The 23,112-nt window shown below is 70.0% G+C and carries 23 protein-coding genes and 1 pseudogene; 3 read left to right on the top strand and 21 right to left on the bottom strand.

Features of this window, described 5'->3' with window-relative positions:
• Nucleotides 1-309 precede the first annotated feature (309 nt).
• The 11 genes and pseudogenes from STSP_RS06010 to urtA all read right to left on the bottom strand — a co-directional run bounded on the left by STSP_RS06010 (nt 310) and on the right by urtA (nt 10,364).
• The gene (locus STSP_RS06010; RefSeq protein WP_067273050.1) at nt 310-1,365 is read right to left on the bottom strand and encodes an NAD-dependent epimerase/dehydratase family protein; all 1,056 of its coding nucleotides are present in this window, start codon (nt 1,363-1,365) and stop codon (nt 310-312) included.
• Between the two features lie 265 nt (nt 1,366-1,630).
• Nucleotides 1,631-1,870: a chaplin gene (locus tag STSP_RS06005; protein WP_067273048.1), complete on the bottom strand. Its 240-nt coding sequence runs from the start codon at nt 1,868-1,870 to the stop codon at nt 1,631-1,633.
• Nucleotides 1,871-2,226: 356 nt separating this feature from the next.
• Entirely contained in the window at nt 2,227-2,829 is a 603-nt protein-coding gene (locus STSP_RS36685; RefSeq protein WP_232789537.1) for a chaplin, read from the bottom strand.
• 10 nt (nt 2,830-2,839) lie between these two features.
• The gene (locus STSP_RS41130; protein WP_067273043.1) at nt 2,840-3,181 is read right to left on the bottom strand and encodes a chaplin; all 342 of its coding nucleotides are present in this window, start codon (nt 3,179-3,181) and stop codon (nt 2,840-2,842) included.
• A gap of 621 nt (nt 3,182-3,802) precedes the next feature.
• Nucleotides 3,803-4,234, bottom strand: a complete 432-nt coding sequence (locus tag STSP_RS05990) for an SRPBCC family protein (protein WP_067273041.1) — start codon at nt 4,232-4,234, stop codon at nt 3,803-3,805.
• Between the two features lie 399 nt (nt 4,235-4,633).
• A pseudogene (locus tag STSP_RS05985) lies at nt 4,634-5,378 on the bottom strand (SDR family NAD(P)-dependent oxidoreductase).
• An 84-nt stretch (nt 5,379-5,462) separates the two neighbouring features.
• Entirely contained in the window at nt 5,463-6,155 is a 693-nt protein-coding gene (urtE, locus tag STSP_RS05980; protein ID WP_067273039.1) for an urea ABC transporter ATP-binding subunit UrtE, read from the bottom strand.
• Nucleotides 6,155-6,994 carry an urea ABC transporter ATP-binding protein UrtD gene (urtD, locus tag STSP_RS05975; RefSeq protein WP_067273037.1) on the bottom strand — a complete coding sequence of 280 codons (840 nt, stop codon included), beginning with the start codon at nt 6,992-6,994 and terminating at the stop codon, nt 6,155-6,157. The genes urtE and urtD overlap by 1 nt, the downstream gene beginning before the upstream one ends.
• Complete coding sequence (gene urtC / locus STSP_RS05970; RefSeq protein WP_067273034.1) at nt 6,991-8,127, bottom strand: urea ABC transporter permease subunit UrtC; 1,137 nt, start codon at nt 8,125-8,127, stop codon at nt 6,991-6,993. Before urtC ends, urtD begins: the two co-directional genes overlap by 4 nt.
• Nucleotides 8,124-9,011 (bottom strand): urea ABC transporter permease subunit UrtB, encoded by an 888-nt coding sequence (gene urtB / locus STSP_RS05965; RefSeq protein WP_067273031.1) that lies wholly within the window; start codon nt 9,009-9,011, stop codon nt 8,124-8,126. Before urtB ends, urtC begins: the two co-directional genes overlap by 4 nt.
• 96 nt (nt 9,012-9,107) lie before the next feature.
• Entirely contained in the window at nt 9,108-10,364 is a 1,257-nt protein-coding gene (gene urtA, locus STSP_RS05960) for an urea ABC transporter substrate-binding protein (protein WP_067273028.1), read from the bottom strand.
• Between the two features lie 414 nt (nt 10,365-10,778).
• Between urtA and STSP_RS05955 the strand changes: the two genes are divergently transcribed.
• Nucleotides 10,779-11,255 (top strand): MarR family winged helix-turn-helix transcriptional regulator, encoded by a 477-nt coding sequence (locus tag STSP_RS05955; RefSeq protein ID WP_067273025.1) that lies wholly within the window; start codon nt 10,779-10,781, stop codon nt 11,253-11,255.
• On the opposite strand, the gene STSP_RS05950 is transcribed toward STSP_RS05955, so the two are convergent.
• The 3 genes from STSP_RS05950 to STSP_RS05940 all read right to left on the bottom strand — a co-directional run bounded on the left by STSP_RS05950 (nt 11,212) and on the right by STSP_RS05940 (nt 14,597).
• A complete protein-coding gene (locus STSP_RS05950) occupies nt 11,212-12,333 on the bottom strand; it encodes a substrate-binding domain-containing protein (protein WP_067273057.1) in 1,122 nt (373 codons plus the stop codon). The two genes, STSP_RS05955 and STSP_RS05950, sit on opposite strands and share 44 nt — an antisense overlap.
• 120 nt (nt 12,334-12,453) lie before the next feature.
• Nucleotides 12,454-13,884: a flotillin family protein gene (locus STSP_RS05945; RefSeq protein WP_067273023.1), complete on the bottom strand. Its 1,431-nt coding sequence runs from the start codon at nt 13,882-13,884 to the stop codon at nt 12,454-12,456.
• Between the two features lie 197 nt (nt 13,885-14,081).
• A complete protein-coding gene (locus STSP_RS05940) occupies nt 14,082-14,597 on the bottom strand; it encodes a hypothetical protein (protein ID WP_067273022.1) in 516 nt (171 codons plus the stop codon).
• 310 nt (nt 14,598-14,907) lie between these two features.
• Here STSP_RS05940 and STSP_RS05935 point away from each other — a divergent pair, with 310 nt between their 5' ends.
• Complete coding sequence (locus STSP_RS05935; protein ID WP_067273020.1) at nt 14,908-16,596, top strand: glycoside hydrolase family 13 protein; 1,689 nt, start codon at nt 14,908-14,910, stop codon at nt 16,594-16,596.
• A gap of 211 nt (nt 16,597-16,807) precedes the next feature.
• On the opposite strand, the gene STSP_RS05930 is transcribed toward STSP_RS05935, so the two are convergent.
• A complete protein-coding gene (locus STSP_RS05930) occupies nt 16,808-17,158 on the bottom strand; it encodes a MerR family transcriptional regulator (RefSeq protein WP_067273017.1) in 351 nt (116 codons plus the stop codon).
• Between the two features lie 528 nt (nt 17,159-17,686).
• Here STSP_RS05930 and STSP_RS05925 point away from each other — a divergent pair.
• Nucleotides 17,687-18,061: a hypothetical protein gene (locus STSP_RS05925; RefSeq protein WP_067273015.1), complete on the top strand. Its 375-nt coding sequence runs from the start codon at nt 17,687-17,689 to the stop codon at nt 18,059-18,061.
• An 81-nt stretch (nt 18,062-18,142) separates the two neighbouring features.
• Here STSP_RS05925 and STSP_RS05920 read toward each other — a convergent pair whose 3' ends face one another.
• The 6 genes from STSP_RS05920 to STSP_RS05895 form a co-directional block, all read right to left on the bottom strand.
• Nucleotides 18,143-18,457, bottom strand: coding sequence for an SCO5918 family protein (locus tag STSP_RS05920; RefSeq protein WP_067273012.1), 315 nt, complete (start codon nt 18,455-18,457; stop codon nt 18,143-18,145).
• Nucleotides 18,458-18,504: 47 nt separating this feature from the next.
• Complete coding sequence (locus tag STSP_RS05915; protein WP_408646233.1) at nt 18,505-18,900, bottom strand: CBS domain-containing protein; 396 nt, start codon at nt 18,898-18,900, stop codon at nt 18,505-18,507.
• 45 nt (nt 18,901-18,945) lie between these two features.
• Nucleotides 18,946-20,466, bottom strand: a complete 1,521-nt coding sequence (locus tag STSP_RS05910; protein ID WP_067273007.1) for a DEAD/DEAH box helicase — start codon at nt 20,464-20,466, stop codon at nt 18,946-18,948.
• 258 nt (nt 20,467-20,724) lie between these two features.
• Entirely contained in the window at nt 20,725-20,928 is a 204-nt protein-coding gene (locus tag STSP_RS05905; RefSeq protein ID WP_037734387.1) for a cold-shock protein, read from the bottom strand.
• A 424-nt stretch (nt 20,929-21,352) separates the two neighbouring features.
• Entirely contained in the window at nt 21,353-21,919 is a 567-nt protein-coding gene (locus tag STSP_RS05900) for a tellurite resistance TerB family protein (RefSeq protein ID WP_067273004.1), read from the bottom strand.
• A 204-nt stretch (nt 21,920-22,123) separates the two neighbouring features.
• On the bottom strand, nt 22,124-23,104 hold the full coding sequence (locus STSP_RS05895; protein ID WP_067273003.1) for a polysaccharide deacetylase family protein: 981 nt from the start codon (nt 23,102-23,104) through the stop codon (nt 22,124-22,126).
• Nucleotides 23,105-23,112: the final 8 nt, after the last annotated feature.

Here is a 23,112-nt window from a genome sequence, read left to right as displayed (position 1 = left end):
GGTCGGGGCCGCGCCGGGATGTACGTCCTCGGTCTGGCGCCAGGCCGTACGTCGTCGGGCGAGCCCAGACGTAGCGCCAGCCGCTGCGGGCGCACATCCCGCCACGTCCCCTTCGGCCGCACGGCGCCTGCCGGCCGGTGGCCGCTACCGCCTTACGGCGCTCGGGGGCGTCGAGGTGGGCGGCTGCGCCGCTACCGTTGTGGGCAATCGTTCCGCAGGGCGGAACGGGTGGGCACAACCCCACGACGGCGGGTGCCTCGACTACGGCCTCAGCAAAGGCTCAGAGAGCCGGGCCAACCCCCGGCGGAGCTACGCCCCGCGTTGCCCCGCCGCCGCGAACTCCCGCATCCCGTCCGCGAAGCGGACCCCCGGTTTCCACCCCAATTCCCCCCGCAGCCGCGAGGAGTCCGCGGTGATGTGCCGCACGTCACCGAGCCGGTACGCCCCGGTGATGACCGGCACCGGCCCCCCACACGCCGCGGCCAGCACCGCCGCCATCTCCCCGACCGTCCGCGGCTCACCACTGCCCGCGTTGTACGCGGCGAACGTGCCCTGGGCCCGGTCGTCCAGCGCCTCCAGAGCCAGCACATTGGCGGCGGCCACATCCCGTACGTGCACGAAGTCCCGCCGCTGCCGCCCGTCCTCGAAGACCTGCGGGGCCTCGCCCCGTGCGAGGGCGGAGCGGAAGAAGGACGCGACGCCCGCGTAAGGCGTGTCACGCGGCATACCGGGCCCGTACACGTTGTGGTAGCGCAGCGACACGGCCGCGCCGCCGGTGTCCCGCGCCCACGCGGCGGACAGATGCTCCTGGGCGAGTTTCGTCGCGGCGTAGACGTTCCGCGGGTCCGTCGGTGCGTCCTCGCCCACCAGCCCGGGGTGCAATTCGGCGCCGCAGGAGGGGCACACGGGCTCGAAACGTCCGGCGTCCAGGTCGGTGACGCTGCGCGGGCCCGGCCGTACGACCCCGTGGCGCGGGCACTCGTACCGGCCCTCTCCGTACACCACCATCGACCCGGCGAGTACGAGCCTGCGCACCCCGGCGGACGCCATCGCGGCGAGCAGCACCGAGGTGCCCAGGTCGTTGCAGGCGACGTAGTCCGGCGCGTCCGTGAAGTCCTGGCCCAGGCCGACCATCGCCGCCTGGTGGCTGACGGCGTCCACGCCGTCGAGGGCGGCGGCCAGGGCGTCCCGGTCGCGGACGTCGGCGACGATCAGCCGGGCTCCGTCAGGCGCGGCCGGTGCCGGCGCGGTGTGCGCGGACGGCAGCAGCGCGTCGTAGACGACGGCCTCGTGCCCGCGCGCCACGAGCGCCTCGACGACCTGCGATCCGATGAACCCGGCGCCGCCGGTGACCAGTACCCGCATGCCGTCCACGCTAGGCGCGCGGGCCTGTCGCGGGAGGTCCGCAGGCGTCACGTCACCGGCCCGTAAGACTTGCCGCGCCCGGACGTGCGTCGTGCCGGCCCCGGAGGACCGGCACGACGTGGAGGCGGCAGCGGCTGCTTCGCCCCAGGCGCTGCGCCCGTGTGGAAGCCCCGTAGTGCCCGTAGTGACGGAAGTGGCCGCCCCCCTGCAATGGGAGAGCGGCCACGGAAGGGGACCGGCCGTGGAGATGAGCCGACCCGGTTGTTCAGTCGTTGACGCAGGCGTTGCCGGCTGCGGGGTTCAGGACGCCGATGACGTCGACCGTGTTGCCGCAGACGTTCACGGGGACGTGCACGGGAACCTGGATGACGTTGCCGGAGAGGACACCCGGGGAGTCGGTGGCGGTGCCCACCGCTTCAGCGTCGGCGGCGGCAACGCCCGCGGTGCCTGCCACGGCGGCGGCGGCAACACTGGACAGAACAAGAACCTTCGCGGTACGCCACATGGAGAAATGCTCCTTGGTGATTCGGTTGCATGGCCGGAACGGGTGCCCGACCCTATGCACAACGGTTCCCTTTCACCCGGGTTGTGCCGCCGAATGGGTGATGTGGGTTTCCCCGCAAGGCGCAATGAGGCGGGTTAAGGCGGGTTCGGAAGGCTCGGCGGCGTTATCCGGAAGCCGCACGCCGAGGCCTGGGTTTCGCTTTCTAATTCTGTGCGGATGTTCCGTTGTTATGGTGAGCTGGGCGAATCATTCGCTCACAAAAAGGCGCCGTTCCCGTTCCGGATCTGGGCTCCGGAACGGGAACGGCTATCGGTGCTGCCGGCGGCGGAACGCCAGCGGACCGCCTGCAGCGACCGTCAGTGGCGAGCCGAGGCTCCGACGCGCCGATACAGCATCGCGCCACCGGTCAGCAGCCCCGCTCCGGTAGCCGCAAGGCCGATCGCATCGCCGGGTGTCCCCGTCGTGGCCAGCTCGCCATGGCTGTACACCCGTTGGGCCGGGATCGGGGAGCCGCTCCGCGGGGAGGCGCCGAGCTCGCTTCCGTGACCCTGTCCCTCGAGAGGGCCAGCCGGTTCGGCACGGGGACCTTGGCCCGCGCCGGGCTCCGCTCGGGTGTGCGGAGCCGCTGGTGATCCGTCGCCGCGCCCCGAACCGGCCGGTCTGTTGCCGCAGCAGTGGTCCGACCCAGCAGCAGGATCGTTTCTGCAACAACGGCTCGCGTCAGCGTCATCGCTGGCGCAGGCGTTTCCGACGGTGGGGGTGGCAGCGGCCACCACGTCCACGGCGTTGCCGCAGACGTCGACCGGTACGTCGACCGGTGCCTGGATGTCGTTGCCCGACAGCACGCCGGGCGCATCCGACGCCGCTCCGGACGCGTCCGCGTCCGCCAGGGCGTATGTGCCAGGCAGGGAGAGGAAGGCCGTCACGGCCGCGGCCGTGAGGATTCCCTTACCGATCACCTGACGCAACTCAGTTGTCATCGTCCTCGCAGGGGTCGCAGGGGGTGGGCGGGCAGGGCTGCGGGCACTCGTCCTCGCACGGGGTGCAGGGAGTGGTCGGGCAGGGCTGCGGCGGGCACTCGTCCTCGCACTTGCACGGGTTCTGGCAGTCCCCGCCGTGCGGGTAGCGGCCGTAGTGGTCGCGGTGGTCGCGGCCATTCTGGAATCCCGCGAAGTGGTGCGGCCTGTCGTTGTCGAAGAAGGACGGCCCGCCGTTGTCGTCCGACCACGACCCGTTCACGCAGTCGTTGCCGATCGCCGGGTTGAACAGTCCCACGACGTTGATGCTGTTGCCGCACACGTTGACGGGCACGTGGATGGGCGCCTGGACGACGTTGCCGGAGAGTTTCTGCGGTCATGCCAATGTGACGGATCAACGAGCGAGCCGGACCTTGAACGACTCGACTCGCACCATGACCTGCAACCCATGAACGATGTGATGCAGGGTGAGGAAACGTTTCGCCTAGTCAATTCGAAGCCGGATTCACCCGTTTGCCGCACTGGCATGAACGGTCGTTTCTGCGCATTTCTGCGAACAGAAATTGCGTACGTCAGACTGGCATGGCGTCGCATGGCGTTAACCCGACGCGCGGACGTCCGCTTCGGGGTTCACACAAAAGAGAAATGCCCGCAACTGCTCCCTCGGCTTTTGCCTTGCCCGGGAAGCCGGAATTCATGGCGGGGCGTGGGGGATCAGGGCAGTTCAGCGCCTCGTGGCGGGCCTCGGCCCCCGTGGGGCGGGGTCCCTCGGATCGCGGCCTCGCCCCCCTCGTCGCGACCCGGCAACCGGCCTACCGCGGTTCATCCGTGCGGTTCATATGCGGGGTTCATCCGTGCAGATCCCGAGGGGCGGCCGCATGGCCGCCCCTCGGAAGGCCCCCCAGTGGCTTGAGGGCCTGGGAGGTAACCGGTACCCCCACCGTCACCGCGCGTCTCAGCGCCCCTGTTCGACCAGACCCTTGAACTGCTCGAGGTCGCTCCGTACGAGCCGCTCGATCGCGGTCGCCTGGGCGAATCCCTTGGGTCCGCCGAACGCCTCCCTGACCGCGCCCGGGTCGTACTCGACCCGGGCCTGGACCCGGGTGTGCTGCTGGTCGATGGGCAGCAGCGAGAAGGATCCGGACAGGTCGGGGCCGCTGGTGGTCTTCCACTCCATCGTGCGCTGGTCGGCGCGGTCGGTTATCTGGGTGTCGAACTCCTGAGCCCGGCCGCCGGCTTCCACGTCGAGGTGGGCTCTGTTCGCGCCCTCCGTACGCGCTTCGCGCACTCCCCGGAGGAACTGCGGATAGGTCTCCACGCGGTGGAGAGAGTCCCAGGCCACATCGGCCGGAACACCGATGTCGACATGTTCTTCGAGAGTGCTCATCGGATCACCCCAGGTCGGCTTGCGGTTTTTACGGGGTCATGTCTCCAGTGTGGCTCTCCGCGGAGCCGAGCGCCCCTGCGCCGGGACGGGCGGGCGCGCCGCTACCCGTTGTGGGCAATCGTTCCGCAGGGCTGGGGCACCTCCCAGCGGTAGCTGGGGGAGGGTGGGCACAACCCACGACGTGCGGTGCGTCGCGTAGTACCCGTACCTGGTGGGAGGGCCGGCGCCCTCAGACGGCGCCGGCCGGGGCGAGCCCCGCGATCTCGTCGGCGGCGCGCCGCAGCACCGGCAGCGCGGCCTCGCGCGCCCCGGCCGCGGACCCGCGGGCGAGCGTCACTGTCCCGGAGCCCGCCCGGTAGCGGCCGTCCGGGGCGCATCCTGAGCGGGTCGCGGGCCCTGTCAGCGGCCGCCGGCGACCCGCAGTACCGTGCCGGTGGTGTAGGAGGCGTCCGGTGAGAGGAGCCAGGCGATGGCGGCCGCGATCTCCTCGGGCTCGCCGGCCCGCCGCAGCGGGGTTTCGGCGCCGATCCTGGCCGCGCGGCCGGGGTCGCCCATGACGGCGTGCATCTCCGTGGTGACGGCGCCGGGCGCGACCGCGTTGACCCGGATCCCGTCCGGGCCGAGCTCCTTGGCGAGGCCGATGGTCAGCGTGTCGACGGCCGCCTTTGGTCGCCGCGTAGTGGACGAACTCGCCGGGGCTGCCGAGCGTGGCCGCCCCCGACGAGACGTTGACGATCGAGCCGGAGCCGGACGCCGTCATGTCGCGTGCGGCTCTGCGGCAACAGAGGAGAGTTCCGAGGAGGTTGACCTCCAGCACCTGCCGCAACACGTCCGTGCTCGCATCGGCGAGCCTGCCGAGCGGCCCGGTCACCCCGGCGTTGTTCACCAGCCCGGTCACCGGGCCGAGTTCATCGGCGGCCGTGTCGAACAGCCGCTCCACGTCTGCCTCGTCGGAGGTGTCGACGCGTACGACGAGGCAGCGCGTACCGGCTGCCCGGACGGCGGCCGCGGTCTTCTCGGCCGCCGCCTCGTTCGTGACGTATCCGAGTACGAGGTCGTGCCCGTCGTCAGCCAGCCGGACGCAGGTTGCCGCCCCGATGCCCCTGCTGCCTCCCGTGACGATGGTGACCGGACGACCTGACACGCGCTGCCTCCCGCGGCTGGTGGTGCGAGCAACGAACTGCTCGGTCCCATCCTGCCGTCGGGGGCGCGGTGGTGCGGCCGCGTCTCACACGCTGAGCGCCGCCCGTACCGTCTGCTCGGCCTCCGCCCCGCCCTCGCCCGATGAGGTCACGCGACCCGCCTCCAGTACGTAGTACCGCTGGGCGGCGCGCATGGCGAAGCCGACGTGCTGTTCGACGAGGAGCACGGAGAGGCCGCCGCGCCGGGTCAGGCCGAGGATGGTCTCCTCGATCTCGGCGACCACGGAGGGCTGGATGCCCTCGGTCGGCTCGTCGAGCAGGAGCAGCCTCGGGCGGGTGATCAGGGCGCGGGCGATGGCCAGCTGCTGGCGCTGACCGCCGGAGAGCAGTCCGGCGCGGCGGCCTGAGAGGTCCCGGAGGGCGGGGAACAGGTCGAGGGCCTCGGCGATCGCCTCCTTGCCGTCGGCCCGTCCGTCGGCGACGAGTTGGAGGTTCTCGGCGGTGGTCAGGTGGGGGAACGCCTGCTGGCCCTGCGGTACGTACGCCATGCCGCGGGCCACCCGCTGGTGCGGGGCGAGGCGGGTGATGTCCTCGCCGTCCAGGCGGACCGTGCCCTTCGCGGTCTTGAGGAGTCCCATGGCGGCGCGCAGCAGGGTGCTCTTCCCCGCGCCGTTGTGGCCGAGCACCGCGGCCACGCCGTCCTTCGGGACGGCGACGGTGACGCCGTGCAGGACCGGGCTGCGGTCGTAGCCGACCCGGATGTCGTCGATCTCGAGCATCACGCCTCCTGGGCCGAGGCCGTCGGGGTGGGGGTGGGCTTCTCGCCCGGCGGGCCGGCCGCTGCCGGGGCCGTGGACTCCTCGTCCCGGGCGCGCCCGAGGTACACCTCCTGCACCTTCGGATCCGCCTGGACCTCGGCCACCGTGCCCTCGCTGAGCACCTTGCCCGCGTGCAGCACCGTGACGCTGCGGGCGAAGGCGCGCATGAAGTCCATGTCGTGCTCGATGACGACGACCGTACGCCTACTGTCCTCGCTCACCCGCTGCAGCAGCTCACCCGTCGCCTCACGCTCCTCGTGGCTCATCCCGGCGACCGGCTCGTCGAGCAGCAGCAGCCGTACGTCCTGAACCAGCAGCATGCCAATCTCCAGCCACTGTTTCTGGCCGTGCGCCAGCACACCCGCGGGCCGGTCGCGCAGCTCGGTCAGGCCGGTCGTCTCCAGCGCCTTCGCCACCGCGTCCGGTACGCCCTTGCGGCGGCGGAGCATCGTCAGCGGTCCGCGTCCGGCCCCGGCGGCGATGTCGAGGTTCTGCAGCACGGTCAGTTCCTCGAACACCGTGGCCGTCTGGAACGTGCGGCCGATGCCAAGACGTGCGATCTTGTGCACGGGCTTGCCGATGAGCTCCGTCCCGTCGCCCTCGTCCGTGCCGAAGCGCACCGATCCGGTGGCCTTTACCAGCCCGGTGACCGCGTCGACCAGCGTGGTCTTCCCCGCCCCGTTCGGGCCGATGAGGAACCGCAGGTCACCAGGGTGTACGTCGAGATCGACGCCGTCGACCGCTGTGTAGCCGTCGAACGACACCCGCAGGCCGCGGATGGTCAGCCCCTCGCCGATCATGCTGCCTCTCCTGAACGAGTACCGGTACGAGTACGGGAACGGTTGCGCCGGACGACCGCCCCCAGCGAGGCCAGCCCGCCGGGCAGGAAGCCGACCGCCAGCACGAACAGCAGTCCCTGCAGATACGTCCACGCGGCGGGGAAGGCGTCCGAGAGCGTGCTCTGCGCCCAGGCCACCGCGATCGCGCCGAGCACCGCGCCCACCAGGGACCCCCGTCCGCCGACCGCCGCGCCGATGACGAATCCGATGGACGGTACGACGCCGATCAGCGCGGGCGAGATGATCCCGACCGCCGGTACGAACAGCGCCCCGGCCAGCCCTGCCATGCCCGCCGCGACGACGTACGCCACGAGCTTGACGTTGGCCGGGTTGTAGCCGAGGAACCGGACTCTCTCCTCGGAGTTCCTTACGGCCACGAGGAGTTCGCCGTAGCGGCTGACGAACAGCTGCCGGGCGGCCGCCATGAGGAGGAGCAGGCTCACGGCGATGATGAAGTAGACCGTCCGCTGGTTGGCGGGGTCGTCGAGGTCGTAGCCGAAGAAGCCCTGGAAGTCGGTGAGCCCGTTCGTGCCGCCGGTGGTGGCCTGCTGGCCGACCAGCCAGATCGCGAGGGCCGCGGCGAGCGCCTGGCTGAGGATCGCGAAGTACGCGCTGCGCACCCGGCGGCGGAAGACGAAGAAGCCGAGCAGCGCGGCGACGGCCATCGGCAGCAGCACGGTCGCGGCCAGCGCGAACACAGGGTTCGCGAACGGCGCCCACCACCAGGGCAGCGCCTCTCCGGTGCCGTACAGCTGCATGAAGTCGGGCAGCGCTCCCGGCACGCCGGTGTCGGCGGCGTCGGCGAGCTTGAGGTGCATGGCCATGGCGTAGCCGCCGAGGCCGAAGAAGACGCCCTGGCCGAGGACCAGCAGCCCGCCCCGGCCCCAGGCCAGGCTGACGCCGACGGCCACCATCGCCCAGCACAGGTACTTGGCGAGCAGCGCGAGCCGGAAGTCGGAAAGCGCGAGGGGCGCGACGGCGAGGAGCAGGACCGCGCCGAGCGCGAAACCGCCCGGCACGCGGAACCGGTCGAACGCGCGTTCCGAGGCCGTCTCGGGCGCCGGTGTCGTCGTGGGTGCGGATGTCGTCGTCATGCCAGGCTCCGGGTGCGCAGTGTGTACAGGCCCTGGGGACGCCACTGGAGGAACGCGACGATCGCCACCAGCACGATCACCTTGGCGACGCTGACGGTCGTCGAGTACTCCAGTACGGACTGCAGGACGCCGAGGACGAAGGCCGTGATAACGCTGCCCTTCAGCTGGCCGATGCCGCCGACGACCACCACGAGGAACGCGTCGACGATGTAGTTGGTCCCGGTCGTCGGCCCGATCGGGCCGACCAGAGTGATCGCGACACCGGCCACGCCCGCCAGTCCTGAGCCGATGAAGAACGTCATCCGGTCGACCGTGCCGGTGGCGATGCCGGACACCTCGGCGAGGTCGCGGTTCTGCACGACGGCCCTGATGCGCCGCCCGAGCGGGGTGAACCGCAGGACGAGCGTCAGCGCGAGCACGGACAGCAGCGCCAGCCCGAGGATGAACAGGCGGCTGTTGGCGAGGGAGATGCCGTCCGCGACCGCGATGTTGCCGGTGAGGATGTCGGGGGCGCGGGTCTGCACGTTGGGGGCGCCGAAGATGTCGCGGGCGAGCTGCTGGAGCATCAGTGAGACGCCCCACGTGACCAGCAGGGTATCCAGCGGGCGCGTGTAGAGCCGCCGGATGAGCAGCCACTCGAGCAGCGCGCCCATGGCACCGGCCACGAGGAACGCCACGGGCAGTGCGACGAGCAGCGAGACGCCGGCGCTGCTGATGGACTCCTGCAGGACGTACGTGGTGTAGGCGCCGGCCATGATGAACTCGCCGTGCGCCATGTTGATCACGCCCATCTGCCCGAACGTGAGGGTCAGACCGAGCGCGATGAGCAGCAGGACGGCACCGATGCTGATGCCGGTGAAGGACTGGTTGAGGATGACCGTCATGGAGCGGCTCCGGGTCGGGACGGGGTGCGGGCGCGGGACGGGACCCGGCCTTGCATGAAGGCCGGGTCCGCATGACAGCGACTGAGGCTGGGCAGCTCAGGAGAGGCCGGAGGCCCAGTCGTAGCCCTTCAGATACGGGTCCGGCTTGATCGGCTTGCCCGAGTTCCACACCTCGGTGATCAGCCCGTCGGAGCCGATCTTGCCGATGCGGGCCGTCTTGTAGACGTGCTGCGTGGCGCCGTCGACCGTGACCTTGCCCTCCGGCGCGTCGAAGGTGATCCCGTCGGCCGCTGCCTTCACCTTGGCGACGTCGAACGAGCCCGCCTTCTCGACCATCGCCTTCCACAGGTAGACCGAGATGTACGCGGCCTCCATGGGGTCGCTGGTCGGCTTCGTTGCCCCGTACTCGGCCTGGTACGCCTTCACGAACTTCTCGTTCGCCGCGCCGGGAGTGGTCTCGTAGTAGTTCCAGGCGGTCAACTGGCCTTCCAGGTACTGGGTGCCGATGCTCTTGACCTCCTCCTCCGCGATGGAGACGGACAGCACCGGCATGCTCTTCGCGGTGAGCCCCGCGGACTTGTACTCCTTGAAGAAGGCCACGTTGCTGTCGCCGTTGAGGGTGTTGAACACCGCGTCCGCGCCGGAGCCCTTGACCTCATTGACGATCGTGCTGAACTCCGTGGAGCCCAGGGGCGCGTAGTCCTCGCCGACCACCGTCATGCCGTTGGCCTTCGCGTACGCCTTGATGATCTTGTTGGCGGTGCGCGGGAAGACGTAGTCGCTGCCGACCAGGTAGAGCCGCGTCAGGCCCTGCTTCTTGAGGTAGTCGAGGGCCGGGACGATCTGCTGGTTGGTCGTGGCGCCGATGTAGAAGATGTACGGCGACTGCTCCAGGCCTTCGTATTGCACGGGGTAGAAGAGCAGCGACTTGTACTTCTCGAAGACCGGCTTGACGGCCTTGCGGCTGGCCGAGGTCCAGCAGCCGAAGGTGGCCGCTACCTTGTCCTCCTTGATCAGGCTCTCGGCCTTCTCCGCGAAGGTCGGCCAGTCCGATGCGCCGTCCTGGCTGACGGCCTTGAGCTTCTTGCCGAGCACGCCACCGGCCGCGTTGATCTCCTTGACGGCCAGCAGCAGCGCGTTGTGCACCGTCACCTCGCTGATGGCCATGGTGCCCGACAGCGAGTTCAGCAGGCCGATCTTCACCGTGCTGCCGGAGGTGTCCGCCGTGGCCCCGGCCGCGTCGGACGACGTGCCGCTGCCGGTCTTCGCGCCGCAGGCGCTGAGGGCGGCGGACGCGCCGACGGCCGAAGCGGCAGCGAGAAGACCGCGTCTGCTGAAGCTGAGCCCGGACATGGAATACCTCCTTGCCCAAGAAGGGCGGTGGGGAAAGCGAAAGAAAGCACAGCGACAAGGCGCTTCAGAAGCGGCGGCGTTGGCGCGCGAATTCCCAGCCGTCCGGTGGTGGTGTCCGGGCTGGATCCACTGAAGTGCGGTCCACAGCCTGGGGGGATGCTGTTTCCACAGTGTTGCGGCGCACTTAAGGAAAGGTTTCACATCGGCCGGAGAACCGTGCTGGAAAAAAGAAAAAGCCGCACCGGAGATGCACGGTGGTTCGGCATCTCGGTAACGGCGTGAGTAACGGCAATTAATGCTTCCTGTGGGAAGTATTGGGTTTCGGTTGAAGGCTGTCAAGAGTGCGGGCGTCGGCGGTAGGCTGAGCTGCGTTCCCGCGGACTGGCGGGCCGAGGAACCGAGTTGAGGAGTGCCATGGCCGGCCGGCCCCACGAACTGCTCCGACTGCTGACCCGGGCCGAACGCCTCTCGATGCGCCGAGTGCAGTCCGTGCTGGACGAGTTCGACTGCTCCATCGAGGCATGGCGGGTGCTGGACCTGCTCTCCGACGGGCAGGGCCACCACATGTCGGCCATCGCCGACGGCGTCTTCCTGCCGATGTCCAGCCTCACCAAGCTCATCGACCAACTCGTCGACCAGAACCTGGTCTACCGCCGGATCGACCCCGCCGACCGTCGCCGCGTCCTCGCGCAGCTGACCCCGCGCGGGCTGGAGCGGAGACAGCAGATGGCCCGTCAGATACGGGCCGAGCTAGGGAACATGGAGCTGCTCGGAGAAGACGGCGAGGACGAGCTCCGCACCCTCCTGGCGCGGCTCGCGGACGCGCTCGACGGCACGGACACCGCCGTCACGACAGGTCGTACGGAGCGGACAGCTGGGCGAGCACGTTGAAGTCCAGGCCATCCGCCTCCGCCAGGTAGATGCGCTGGCGAACATGCCGCTCGCGCAGACGCAGCAAGCCGCGCGGGCCCTCGTACGAGACCGTGTCCGCGGCCGCCCCGATCGCGGTGACGTCCAGGGTCCGCGCGCGCTCGACCAGCGCCGCCAGCAGCAGGACGCCCTCGTAGCAGGATTCGCCGAGGCTGCCCGGGGCCGGGGCCTCGATGCCGAAGCGGCCGGCGTACTGGCCGTGGAAGTCCAGAGTGTCCTGGTTCGCCAGTGAGGCGAAGAAGCCCGCCGTGCTGAACAGATCGGCGGTGGCCTCGGCCCCGCTCGCCATCAGCATGTTCTCGTCCATCAGCGTGCTCAGCCGCAGACACCGCTGGTCGAGCCCGGAGGCGGCGAAGGCCCGGTTGAAGCGGACCGCGTCGCTGCCGACCAGCAGCATCAGCACGGCGTCGGCGTCCGCCTGTTCGATCCGCCGCAGCACGCCGCCGAAGTCGTCGGTGCCCAGCGGGAGATACGCCTCACCGCAGACCGCCCCACCATGGCTGTGGCGCGCATAGCGCCGTGCGGCCCGGGCCGTGTGCCGCGGCCACACATAGTTATTGCCGACTATGAACCAGCGCCGGACGCCGCGGGCTTCCGCGATCAGCCGCATGGCGGGCAGCAGCTGCCACGCGGGCGTCTCACTGGTCATGAAGACGCCCTCGGTGCGCTCGCCGCCCTCGTACAGGGCCGTGTAGACGTACGGCACCCGGTGCGCGACCCGCGGCGCCACCGCCTGCCGGACCGAGGAGATGTGCCAGCCGGTGACGCCCTGCACCGCGCCGGCCGCCACCAGGGCCTCCACGTCCCGTGCGACCCGCCGCGGCTCCGCGCCGCCGTCCACTTCGAGCAGCCGCAGCTCCCTGCCGAGGACCCCGCCCGCCTTGTTGACCTCCTCCGCGGCGAGCCGCGCGCACGAGACACAGGCGGGGCCGAAGATCCCCGCAGGCCCCTGCATCGGGTACACGAGTGCGACATTCAGGGTCGAGTCGTCGCCCGTGAACCACGCGGGGGTCTCGAGGCGGGACGGCGGCCGGTGCATGGCCACATGATTGCCGCGCCGCCGCCGCCGTCCAAGAGACCTCCCGGATCGAGACCTGTTCGTAGGGCGCTGTGGAGGTCTCCCGCCGGGTGCCCCTTTCGCGGGGCGCCCTGTGCCGGGTCAGTCCGTGATCTCGATCTTTCCGTTGGCTTCGACGGCGGCCTTGGGCGCTCCCGTGCCGGCGGTGCGCTGGGTGATGCCCTGCAGCAACTGCGCGAGATCGACACCCGTGGTGGAGTTGAGGAGTTCCAGGCCCTGCGCCACGTTGTCGGCGACCGTGCGCGGAAGCTGCCCCGCGCCGTCCGTGGAGATCACCGTCAGCTTGTCGACCGCGCTCAGCGGCTCGGACGCCTTCGCCACGACCTGCGGAAGCACCTCGACCAGCATCTGCAGCACGGCCGCGTCGCCGTACCGCGCGAACGCGTCCGCCTTCTTCTGCATCGCCTCGGCCTCGGCGGCGCCCTTCGCGGCGGTCGCGGCGGCATCGGCCTCGCCCTCGATGCGTACGGCGTCGGCGAGCGCGGCGCGGTGCGCCTTCTCGCCCTCACCGGTCAGCCGGGCCCGCTGCGCGTCGGCCTCGGCCTCCTTGACCAGCGCGATACGCCGGGCTTCGGCCTCCTGCTCGGCCTGGTAGCGGGCGGCGTCGGCGGGCTTGCGGACCTTGGTGTCGAGCTCGCGGTCGGTCAGCGCGGCCTGTCGCGCGGCGACCTTCTCCTGCTCGGCCAGCACCTCCTGCTGACGGGCTGCCTCGGCGAGCGGGCCCGCGGCGGCGGCCCGTGCCGCGGCCTCGTCCGTCTCGGCCTTGATCTCCGCCTGCTTGAGCGCGAACGTCCGCTGGGCGATCGCGATCTCCTCCTCGGCCTTGAGCCGGGCCTGCTCCGAGGCGCGGCGCGCGACGGCCTCGGCGATGTCGGCCTCCTGCTTGGCGCGGGCCGCCTCGGGCCGGCCGAGGTCCTCCAGGTACGAGCCCTCGGTGGTGATGTCCTGGATCTGGAACGCGTCGAGGACCAGGCCCTGGCCCGAGAGGCTCGCCTCGGCCTCCTCCGCCACCTGCCCGGCGAACGCGGCGCGGTCCCGGATGATGTCCTCGACCGACATCCGCCCGACGATGGAGCGCAGCGCGCCCGAGAGCACCTCCTGAGTGAAGCCGACGATGCCGTCCTGCTGCATCAGGAACCGCTGGGCTGCGGCGCGGATCGAGTCCTCGGTGCCGCCGACCTTGACGATCGCCACGCCCTCCAGGTTGGCCTTGACGCCGCGCAGTGTGACCGCGCCCCGTACGGCGACGGGGATGTGCCGCGACGACAGGTCGAGGGTGAACTTCTGCTGGACGAACGGCACGACGAAGACACCGCCGCCGACCACGACCTTCTGACCGCTGTTGTCGGTGAACACCCGGCCGGTCTCCGGGTCGGTGGACTTCTTGCCGCGCCGCCCGGTGACGATGAACGCCTCGCTCGGCCCCGCCACCTTGTAGCGCGTGATCACGACGAGGCCCAGCAGGACGAGGAGCACGACGGCTCCGACGACGGCGATGACGACTGGACTCATGAGGCCCCCAAGAGACGTAGGAAGAAAGACGGACGAGCGACGAACGACGGACGAGCGAAGAAAGACGGGAGGTGCGAAGAAAGATGCGGACGGCGGACACGGCAGGCGGTTGCGGTGGACGGCAGGGACGGCAGCCGACGAAGACGCAGGAAACAGCGCTTGACGGCCGGTAGGCGTTTGGAACCCGGCGGCGGAACTCAGCGCTCGACGTGCCGTACCGCGACCGACGTCGGCGACAGTGCCGCCTCGACCCACACCTCGGCTCCCTGCGCCACGGGCACCGCGCTCGCACTGCGCGCGGCGAACTTCACCGGCTGACCGGCGAGCCGGAGCAGCACTTCGCCGAAGCCCTCGGCCGGAATCGCGGTGACCACGGTGCCGGCCGTGCCGACGAGGTCGTCCCCGCGAGGTGCGACGGCGTCGCGGTCCTGCATGAGGGCACGGCTGAAGCGGTACGCAAGCCAGCCCGCACCCAACCCGGCCGGTACGCCGACCGCGGTCGCGCCGGCGGCGCCGAGACCCGTGGTGCCCAGGGTGATCGCACCGGCGAAGCCGAACATCGACACGAATCCGGCGATGACCGGGAGCGACAGCAGCCCGTCGAGGAGACCGTCCACCGCTCCGCCGAAGAGCCCGTCCAGAACACCGTCGAAGACGAGCGACAGGACGAGCACCGCGATCCCCGCAATGCCGAGACCAAGAAACCAAGCCATGTGAGCCCCCCCAACGCTCCCTGCCTTCATCCCCCACCGGACCGCATGATCGCACGAGAGTGCCGCTCATCACACTGCCTGGTTCCGGCAGTCTTTATGCATTTTTGATGCCGCCCGGCCGCAGGCGCGCCGCCATAGCTCTCGCGGCCGAGTCCATAGCTCTCGCGGCCGAGTCCTGCGGATGCGCTCGACCAGACGTGGGCAAAGGTCCAAAGGGTCCCCACTGCTCCGCACACCGGCCCTCTGCAACCGTCCCTGGGCGCATGCAACCGCCCTCAGGTGCAACCGCCCTCACACTCAAGGAGACCGTGTGACCGAACGCACCCCCTCCGCACCCGACCTGTCGCCCAAGGACCCCAACTGGTGGCGGCAGGCCGTCATTTACCAGATCTATCCGCGCAGCTTCGCCGACGCCGACGGCGACGGCCTGGGCGACATCCGTGGCATCACCCAGCACCTGACACACCTGAGCACCCTGGGCGTCGACGCCCTGTGGCTCAGCCCCTTCTACCCCTCCGAACTGGCCGACGGCGGCTACGACGTCGCCGACCACCGCGATGTCGACCCGCGCCTCGGCACGCTCGACGACTTCGACGCGATGGTCGCCGAGGCCCACCGCCTGGGCCTGAAGGTGCTGGTCGACATCGTCCCGAACCACACCTCCGACCAGCACGTCTGGTTCCAGGAGGCACTGCGCTCCGGGCCGGGTTCGGCCGCCCGCGACCGGTACGTCTTCCGCGACGGTCGCGGCGCGCACGGCGAACTCCCGCCCTCCGACTGGCAGTCCGTCTTCGGCGGCAGCGCGTGGCGGCGGGTGCCGGACGGGCAGTGGTACCTGCACCTGTTCGCCCCCGAGCAGCCCGACCTCGACTGGGACAACGAGGAGGTGCGCGCCGACTTCCGCACTACCCTCCGCTTCTGGTCGGACCGGGGCGTCGACGGCTTCCGTATCGACGTCGCGCATGGCCTGGCGAAGGACCTCACCGAGCCGCTACGGGACCTCGGCGAGCATCTGCAGGGCGAGGACGCCCTGGTCACCATGGCGGACGGCACCCATCCGTTCTACGACCGGGACGAGGTCCACGAGATCTACCGCGACTGGCGCAAGGTCCTCGACGCGTACACGCCGCCGCGGATGGCGGTGGCCGAGGCCTGGGTGCCCCACCACCGGCGGGTGCTGTACGCCCGCCCGGACGAACTCGGGCAGGCGTTCAATTTCGAGTACCTGAAGACCGGCTGGTCGGCCCGCGACCTGCGCGAGGTCATCACGGTCTCGCTGGACACCGCCCGCGCCACAGGCGCCTCCGCCACCTGGGTGCTGTCCAACCACGACGTCGTACGCCACGCCTCGCGGCTCATGCTCCCCGAGGGCACCGATCCGGACGCCTGGCTGCTGTCCGGCGGCCGCGCTCCCGCCGTCGACGAGGCCCGCGGACTGCGCCGGGCCCGTGCGGCGACCCTGCTCATGCTGGCGCTTCCCGGCTCGTCGTACGTCTATCAGGGCGAGGAACTGGGCCTGCCGGAGGTCGCTGACCTGCCCGACGAGGTCCTCCAGGACCCCATCTGGGAGCAGACCGGCCACGTCCGCAAGGGCCGCGACGGCTGCCGCGTCCCGCTCCCGTGGACCCGCACCGGCCCGTCGTACGGCTTCGGCCCGGGCCCCGCCTGGCTGCCGCAGCCGGAGAATTTCTCCGCGCACTCCGTCGAGGCCCAGGACGAGGCAGCGGGCTCCACGCTGGAGTTCTACCGCGCCGCGCTGCGCCTGCGCCGCAAACTGCTCGTGCTCGGTGAAGAGTCGCTGACCTGGGCGGAGAGCGCCCCCGGAGTACTGCATTTCGTCCGCCCCGGCGGCTGGAGCTGCGTCACGAACCTGTCCGCCGAACCGGTCCCCCTGCCCCCAGGCGAACTCCTCCTGACCAGCACTCCACTCGAGAACGGCCACCTCGGCCCGGACACAACGGCCTGGCTCGGCACGACGTCACAGCGACCGGGCACCTGACGGTTCAGCGCCCTTCCGAGCAGCGCCGCGAAGCGGCTTCCCGGGCGGTGGCGGACCGTGGGGACTCGTCGCCGGGCCATGGGCTCAGCGCGTGTCGGCAAGGGCGGTGGCAGCCCTGGGGGCGCGGCGCACGGTGTTCGCGTGGACGGCACAGGTGCCGCCGGCCTCTCGCGGGACGCTGTTCGAGCCGACCGGCCCGGTGCCCGCTTGATCAGCTGGCACCGGGACGCGAACCGTCGGCCGCTGCGTTCGCGGCACGGCGGTACTCGGCGTTGATGCGCTGAGCTTCCTCGAGCTGGTCCTCAAGGATGATGATGCGGCAAGCAGCCTCGATGGGGGTGCCCTTGTCGACGAGCTCGCGAGCGCGAGCGGCAATCCGCAGCTGGTAGCGGGAGTACCGGCGGTGCCCGCCCTCCGAGCGGAGGGGAGTGATCAGCCGGGCCTCACCGATGGCTCGGAGGAAGCCCGGGGTGGTGCCGAGCATCTCCGCGGCTCGGCCCATCGTGTACGCGGGGTAGTCGTCGTCGTCCAGACGACCGCTGAGCGGAGTATCTGCTGTCATGTCACCTCGTAGTGCAACGCGTCGAGGGGCCCTGATGCCGTACGGCACCAGGGCCCCGAAGGAAATTCAACACCATCTGTCGGCCCTACTGCTGTGCCGACCTTCTGCTTCCGCTACCCGGGCCCGGCAGACGGGCGGGGGTGCGGGGATCGCGGCTGCGTGACCGGGGACCACCTTCCATTCCGGGGTCTTGCGGTACCCGGACCGAATGCTTCTCGGGCCGGGCGATCCTGATGGCGTCTGCTCCTCCGTCCTTCCTCTGAACCAACCACTTGCCGAACTGGTACTGCTTGCAGAACTGGTACTGCGGTACTGCGACCCGGCAGTTCGTGTCTGCCGGGTCTCTTCGTCTCTTCTGACCGTATCTACGAGAGAAACCTTAACCAGTCCAAGGGCCAATGTCTACTCCGGCAAAAGTAGATTTCAGTTCTCGTGGGCCATAGGTATGGCACCTGTCTCCCGACGCCCACGCAGCCGCCTCACGCCCAGGGGTCCGCCTGAACAGGCCGCTGAATAGAATCAGCGCTCATGCAGAACCCTGACGAGCTGCTGGTCGCCATCTGCGCCATGGTGGAGTCCGAGCAGAGCAATCAGATGTCGCTGACCGTGGTCGTCGGCGGCGCCGTCATCACCGGCCGACTGGCTCCCGAAGCCGTGTGGAGGGAGCGTGTCTCGGAGGTCCTGAGGGACTCCGACCGTCTCGGCCCGTTCGCCGACGTCTTCACCTTCGACCGGCGAGAGGGGCGGCCCGACCGCGGCGAGCCGCCCACGCATCTGCACTTCCATCTCGCCCGGATCCTGCAGGGGAGCCTCGGTATCCCCGAGACGGGCGGGATGTACCGTGTCGCGATCAAGGACGTCAGCGCCTGGACCGTGGGCGATTTCAGCTACTCCGACCAGTAGGACGACGAGACGCGGTGAGGGCCCTGTCGACAGGTGTCGACAGGGCCCTCACCGCTGACGGATGGCGGACTCCGCCCGTCCTCACACGTCCAGGGGGACGGGGCTGCCGAGCAGTGCCGACGCGGTCTGGAGCGGGGTGAGGACATGCACCGGCGCGGCCTCGGGGTGGTCGTGGCAGGCGAAGCCGAGGCGGGCCATGGCCCGGGTGACCTCGCCGCTGGTGAAGTCGCGGCGGTCCTGTCGGGTGATGACTTCGCCTACTTGCTTGACGGGGTAGCGGCGGCGGCCGATGGTCACGGACTCGCCCGTGATGAGCTCGGGCTTGACGCCCTTCATCGAGGCGAGCACTCCGCTCTTGGAGAGGTCGAACGGGTACCGGGCGATGACACAGCGCATGGTGCCTCACAGACAGAAGGAGAAAGGGCCGGCTGGAGCGAGGGGGATCAGCGGGAGAGGGTGCGAACGCCCAGGGCCCGGCCGTGCTCCCCGACGCCGGCGGGTCGAGCGCCGGGCTGCCGGTGCCGTACGGGGTGTCCGGCTCCGGCCATCGCGGCCACAGCTGAGGTGAACGGTCCGCCGAGGACGTCCCGGAGACGGATCCGGTCCGTGTACGTCGAGCTGTCGCGGAGAACGGCGAGCTCGGCCCGGGTGATCGAGCCCGTGCACTGGTCATCCCCGTCACAGAGGAGCAGATACTCGACACGGGCACTGGCCATGACAGCCAGGGCCACCTCGACGGTCATGTCGTCAGAGACCCGCGGTCCGGAGGCGTCCATGTCGTCGACGACGGTCGCGGGGGCGGGATCTGCCTGGTGGCGCTGCATCTGAGCCGTTGTCAAAGGTGCCTCCTGCGGGGATGGGCGAGATTTCTGATCACGATGGTTCTAGGCCGCCGGGTCGAAGGCGGACTGCCGCTGCGCCCTACGGCGCGCCGCTTCACCGGTGGGCCGGGCCTGGCCGGTGCGGCTACGGCCTCCCCGGGACGAAGAAGACGCGGCACGGCGGGGACGTTCCACGGCCGGCGCGGTGATGACGACCGGGACACCGGAAGGGGCCTGGGCCCCTGTGATGCGGCTCAGCTCCGCCTCACCGGAACGTACTCGGGTGATCTGCGGGGTGATGCCGGCCGAAGCCATCAGCCGGCTCATGCCGCGGCGCTGGTCGGGGGTCACCAGGGTGACGACGCTGCCGGACTCGCCGGCGCGGGCCGTCCGGCCGCCGCGGTGCAGGTAGTCCTTGGGGTCGCTGGGCGGATCCACGTTGACGACCAGGTCGAGGTTGTCGACGTGGATGCCGCGCGCCGCGACATTGGTCGCCACGAGTACCGTCACATGCCCGCTCTTGAACTGGGTGAGGGTCCTCGTGCGCTGCGGCTGGGACTTGCCACCGTGCAGGGCCGCGGCCCGGACGCCGCTGTTCAGCAGGTGCTCGGTCAGCCGGTCCACCGCGTGCTTCGTGTCCAGGAACATGATCACCCGGCTGTCCCGGGCCGCGATCTCGGTGGTCGTCCGATGCTTGTCCGCGTCGTGCACGTGGAGGACGTGGTGCTCCATCGTGGTGACCGCACCCGCCGACGGGTCGACGGAGTGGACCACCGGGTCGGTCAGATAGCGGCGGACCAGCAGGTCGACGTTGCGGTCCAGGGTGGCCGAGAAGAGCAGCCGCTGCCCCTCGGGACGCACTTGGTCGAGCAGGGCTGTGACGTGGGGCATGAAGCCCATGTCGGTCATCTGGTCGGCCTCGTCGAGGACGGTGATGCCGACGTCGTCCAGTCGGCAGGCGCCACGGTCGATGAGGTCCTTGAGCCGCCCCGGCGTCGCGACGACGACCTCCACCCCGGCACGCAGCGCACCGGCCTGTCTGCCGATCGACATCCCGCCGACCACGGTGGCCAGCCGCAGCCCCACAGAGCGGGCGTACGGAGTGAGGGCGTCGGTGACCTGCTGGGCGAGCTCGCGGGTGGGTACGAGGACGAGGGCCAGCGGCTGCCGTGGCTCGGCGCGCCGGCCCTCTGTACGGGCCAGCAGCGCGAGGCCGAAGGCGAGAGTCTTGCCCGAACCGGTGCGGCCACGGCCGAGTACGTCACGACCGGCCAAGGAGTTCGGCAGGGTCGCCGCCTGGATCGGGAACGGTACGGTCACGCCTTCGTGGCCAAGCGCTGCCAGCAACCGAGCCGGCATGGCGAGATCGGCGAACGACTCGACGGCGGACAGGGCGGGCGTGATCGTCGCCGGCAGCGCGAACTCGCCTGGTGCTGCGGCCTGTCGGTTTCCGTAGCCCTTGGGGCGGCGCTGCGCACCGGAGCGGTTGGCGGCAGCGGCTCCTGTGCGGTTGCCGCTCCTTCCGGAGCCCGAATTCCCCGTGCGAGTGCGGGAGAGGCGATCGTTCGTACGTGCGCGGTTCAAGCGGAACCTCCTTGATGTGGCACGTATCAAGGAATTCCCGCAGCAGATGAGCAGCCCAGAAATCGCAAGAACGAGCCAAAGACGATGGGGGCCGGATCGGATATTCCGCCCGGCCGGCTCTGGTGAATCCATACCCAGGTGAATTCACGCCGAGAGCGCTGAGTGCAGGGTCGAGCATTGCCGTAAGGCGCCCTGAAATGCAGCGAGCTGGGGCCCGCACCCCAAGGTGCGGGCCCCAGCTGCGAAGTAAGCGTCGCGTCAGGCGGGAACGATGTTCTCGGCCGTCGGGCCCTTCTGGCCCTGCGCGATGTCGAACGTCACCTTCTGGCCCTCCGACAGCTCGCGGAAGCCCTGGGTGGCGATGTTCGAGTAGTGGGCGAAGACGTCGGCGCCGCCGCCGTCCTGCTCGATGAAGCCGAATCCCTTTTCCGCGTTGAACCACTTCACGGTGCCAGAAGCCATGGTGAATCTCCTTCGGGGCGGTGCTTCGGAGCTCGCCCTGTGCGGACTCCGCGTCGCCGTGATGATCACCCCGCCGGGAAAATAACCGGGCACACGAAAATGCTCCACCGGTGCATAAACCGGTGCGGACGCCTAAAGCTTTTGGTAACCACAACTGCAACTGAGATCGACAGTAGCACGGCGCGATCGGTCGTGCACGGTCGATAATTCCGCTCCGCCCGTGGCCCGAGAAATCCTCATCGCGCGTCGCGTCGATTTCTCATTTCATGGCCATAGATATTGGCCCGCCCGGACCGCAGCGTTTCAAGAACGCCACGTGACCGGTCGGCACTCGGCTCCGCGCACGAAAGCGGGAGTTCTGAGCGGGGCAGCAGCCGTGCGCTCGCGTCCGCCGAGGTCCGGTCACCTACGGCGGTGCGTGTCCTCAGAGGCCGAACTCCTGGGTCGACACGCCGAGTACCGAGCACGCCTCGCGCAGGATCTGCTCCTCGGCCGGCGCCACGTATCCGTCCGCACCCGCGACGACGAAGCCGGTCTGCACGACCGCCCTGGCCTCCGTCGGCTTCTTCGCAGCCTTGGCGATCTCCTGCAGGGCCTCGGCCTTGCCCTGCTGGAAGTTGAGCGCCAGCTGGTCGACGTGCTTGTTGAAGCGCTGCCGCAACTGCTCTGGCGGGAAGTTCTGCAGGACGTCGTTGTGCAGGATCAGCGACTCCACATGCTGCCGCTCGGCCGGGTCGACATGCCCGTCGGCGGCGGCGACCAGGGCGCACATGGCCATGCTGGCGTCCCGGTAGGCACCGCTTTTCAGCTCCGTCTTGAGGGAAGTGAGCTGGGACTTGAGCGTGTTCACCAGCTGCGCCCGCGATCCCTGCGCCCGCGATCCCCCTGCGGACCCTGCGCCGGGCCGCCCGTGTCCGCCGGCGCCCCTCGCCCCCTGCGCCTGCTGCTGCAGACCCTTGGCCTGGTCCTTGATCCGATCCCACATCGCCATCCGTGCCTCCTCGGCTTCAGCCCATGTCGTTCCGGTCGTCCGCGTGTGTACCGCGTGTCCTCCTGCCAACTCCTCCCAGCGCTCCGAAGTTCCATGACCGGCCTGCCGTCAGCAGCTCCGGTGACCGGTCAAGCAGTGTGGCGCGGCAGCCAGGGGCCGCCGCGCCACAGGTGCGAGGTGCGGTGTCTCGGGAGTGCTGGGCGGTCAGGTCGCGGTGCAGGAGACCGTCGGCCAGGCACGGTTGCCGTTGTGCTGGATGGTGACGCCCCAGTTGTTGCCGCTGCCGTTGGGCTTGGCCGTCAGCACTTGGGCGCTGGGATAGCTGGCGCTGATGTTCCAGGTGGAGAGAATCTTCGCCGGGGAGGGGACGTTCATGGTCACGGTCCAGTTGCTGGAGCCGGAGACCGAGACGTTGAGGTTGTACCGGTCACTCCACTGCTGGCCCGCGGACAGGGTCGCCGTGCAACTGCCGGTGCCGCCACCGCCGGTGCCGCCGCCGTCGGGGGCCACGGCGCGGCCGGTCCCCGGCGAGATCATCCCGGCGCACAGGCCGCGACTGGCCAACCCCTGCGCGATGCGCGGAATCGCAGCGAGCGCGTTGGCGGACCAGTCGTGCATGAGCATGATCTGGCCGTCGGTCAGCCGGGCGGCGGCCTGCACGATCGCGTCGGTACTGGCGCCGTTCCAGTCCTGCGAGTCGACGTCCCAGATGATCTCGGTCAGGCCGTACTTGGCCGCGACCGACTTCACCGTCGAGTTGGTCTCGCCGTACGGCGGGCGGAACAGCTTCGGAGTGCCGCCGCCCGCGTTGGCGATGGCCTGCTGGGTCCGGGAGATCTCCGAGTCGATCTGCGCCTGGCTGAGCTGGGTGAGGTGCGGGTGGGTGTAGCTGTGGTTGGCCACCCACATGCCGGCGTCGACCTGGGCCCGGACCTGGGACGGGTTGGCGGCGGCGTTCTGGCCCTGGTTGAACATCGTGGCCCGCAGCCCGTTCTGCTTGAGCGCGTTGAGCAGGGCCGGTGTGTTGGTGGACGGGCCGTCGTCGAAGGTGAGGCCGACGTACCCGTTGCAGGCGGCGGCCTGCGCCGGGGCGGCGTTGACGGTGAGGGTGCTTGCTGCGGTCATCGCGACGACGGCCAATCCCGTCAGTAAGGAGCGTATCGAGAGACGTGGTCTGGTTCTCATGTGGCGTG

This window comes from Streptomyces jeddahensis (genome assembly GCF_001642995.1).
In the GTDB taxonomy this organism is placed as follows: domain Bacteria; phylum Actinomycetota; class Actinomycetes; order Streptomycetales; family Streptomycetaceae; genus Streptomyces; species Streptomyces jeddahensis.
The sequence above is the reverse complement of the archived record's forward strand: the minus strand, read 5'-3'. Positions and strand labels throughout refer to the sequence as shown.

Excerpts from the sequence above, each read along its gene's own strand:
- STSP_RS06010 (WP_067273050.1), bottom strand. The coding sequence starts at position 1,365 with ATGCGGGTACTGGTCACCGGCGGCGCCGGGTTCATCGGATCGCAGGTC.
- STSP_RS06005 (WP_067273048.1), bottom strand. The coding sequence starts at position 1,870 with ATGTGGCGTACCGCGAAGGTTCTTGTTCTGTCCAGTGTTGCCGCCGCC.
- STSP_RS05990 (WP_067273041.1), bottom strand. The coding sequence starts at position 4,234 with ATGAGCACTCTCGAAGAACATGTCGACATCGGTGTTCCGGCCGATGTG.
- urtE (WP_067273039.1), bottom strand. The coding sequence starts at position 6,155 with ATGCTCGAGATCGACGACATCCGGGTCGGCTACGACCGCAGCCCGGTC.
- urtD (WP_067273037.1), bottom strand. The coding sequence starts at position 6,994 with ATGATCGGCGAGGGGCTGACCATCCGCGGCCTGCGGGTGTCGTTCGAC.
- urtC (WP_067273034.1), bottom strand. The coding sequence starts at position 8,127 with ATGACGACGACATCCGCACCCACGACGACACCGGCGCCCGAGACGGCC.
- urtB (WP_067273031.1), bottom strand. The coding sequence starts at position 9,011 with ATGACGGTCATCCTCAACCAGTCCTTCACCGGCATCAGCATCGGTGCC.
- urtA (WP_067273028.1), bottom strand. The coding sequence starts at position 10,364 with ATGTCCGGGCTCAGCTTCAGCAGACGCGGTCTTCTCGCTGCCGCTTCG.
- STSP_RS05955 (WP_067273025.1), top strand. The coding sequence starts at position 10,779 with ATGGCCGGCCGGCCCCACGAACTGCTCCGACTGCTGACCCGGGCCGAA.
- STSP_RS05950 (WP_067273057.1), bottom strand. The coding sequence starts at position 12,333 with ATGCACCGGCCGCCGTCCCGCCTCGAGACCCCCGCGTGGTTCACGGGC.
- STSP_RS05945 (WP_067273023.1), bottom strand. The coding sequence starts at position 13,884 with ATGAGTCCAGTCGTCATCGCCGTCGTCGGAGCCGTCGTGCTCCTCGTC.
- STSP_RS05940 (WP_067273022.1), bottom strand. The coding sequence starts at position 14,597 with ATGGCTTGGTTTCTTGGTCTCGGCATTGCGGGGATCGCGGTGCTCGTC.
- STSP_RS05930 (WP_067273017.1), bottom strand. The coding sequence starts at position 17,158 with ATGACAGCAGATACTCCGCTCAGCGGTCGTCTGGACGACGACGACTAC.
- STSP_RS05925 (WP_067273015.1), top strand. The coding sequence starts at position 17,687 with ATGCAGAACCCTGACGAGCTGCTGGTCGCCATCTGCGCCATGGTGGAG.
- STSP_RS05920 (WP_067273012.1), bottom strand. The coding sequence starts at position 18,457 with ATGCGCTGTGTCATCGCCCGGTACCCGTTCGACCTCTCCAAGAGCGGA.
- STSP_RS05905 (WP_037734387.1), bottom strand. The coding sequence starts at position 20,928 with ATGGCTTCTGGCACCGTGAAGTGGTTCAACGCGGAAAAGGGATTCGGC.
- STSP_RS05900 (WP_067273004.1), bottom strand. The coding sequence starts at position 21,919 with ATGGCGATGTGGGATCGGATCAAGGACCAGGCCAAGGGTCTGCAGCAG.
- STSP_RS05895 (WP_067273003.1), bottom strand. The coding sequence starts at position 23,104 with ATGAGAACCAGACCACGTCTCTCGATACGCTCCTTACTGACGGGATTG.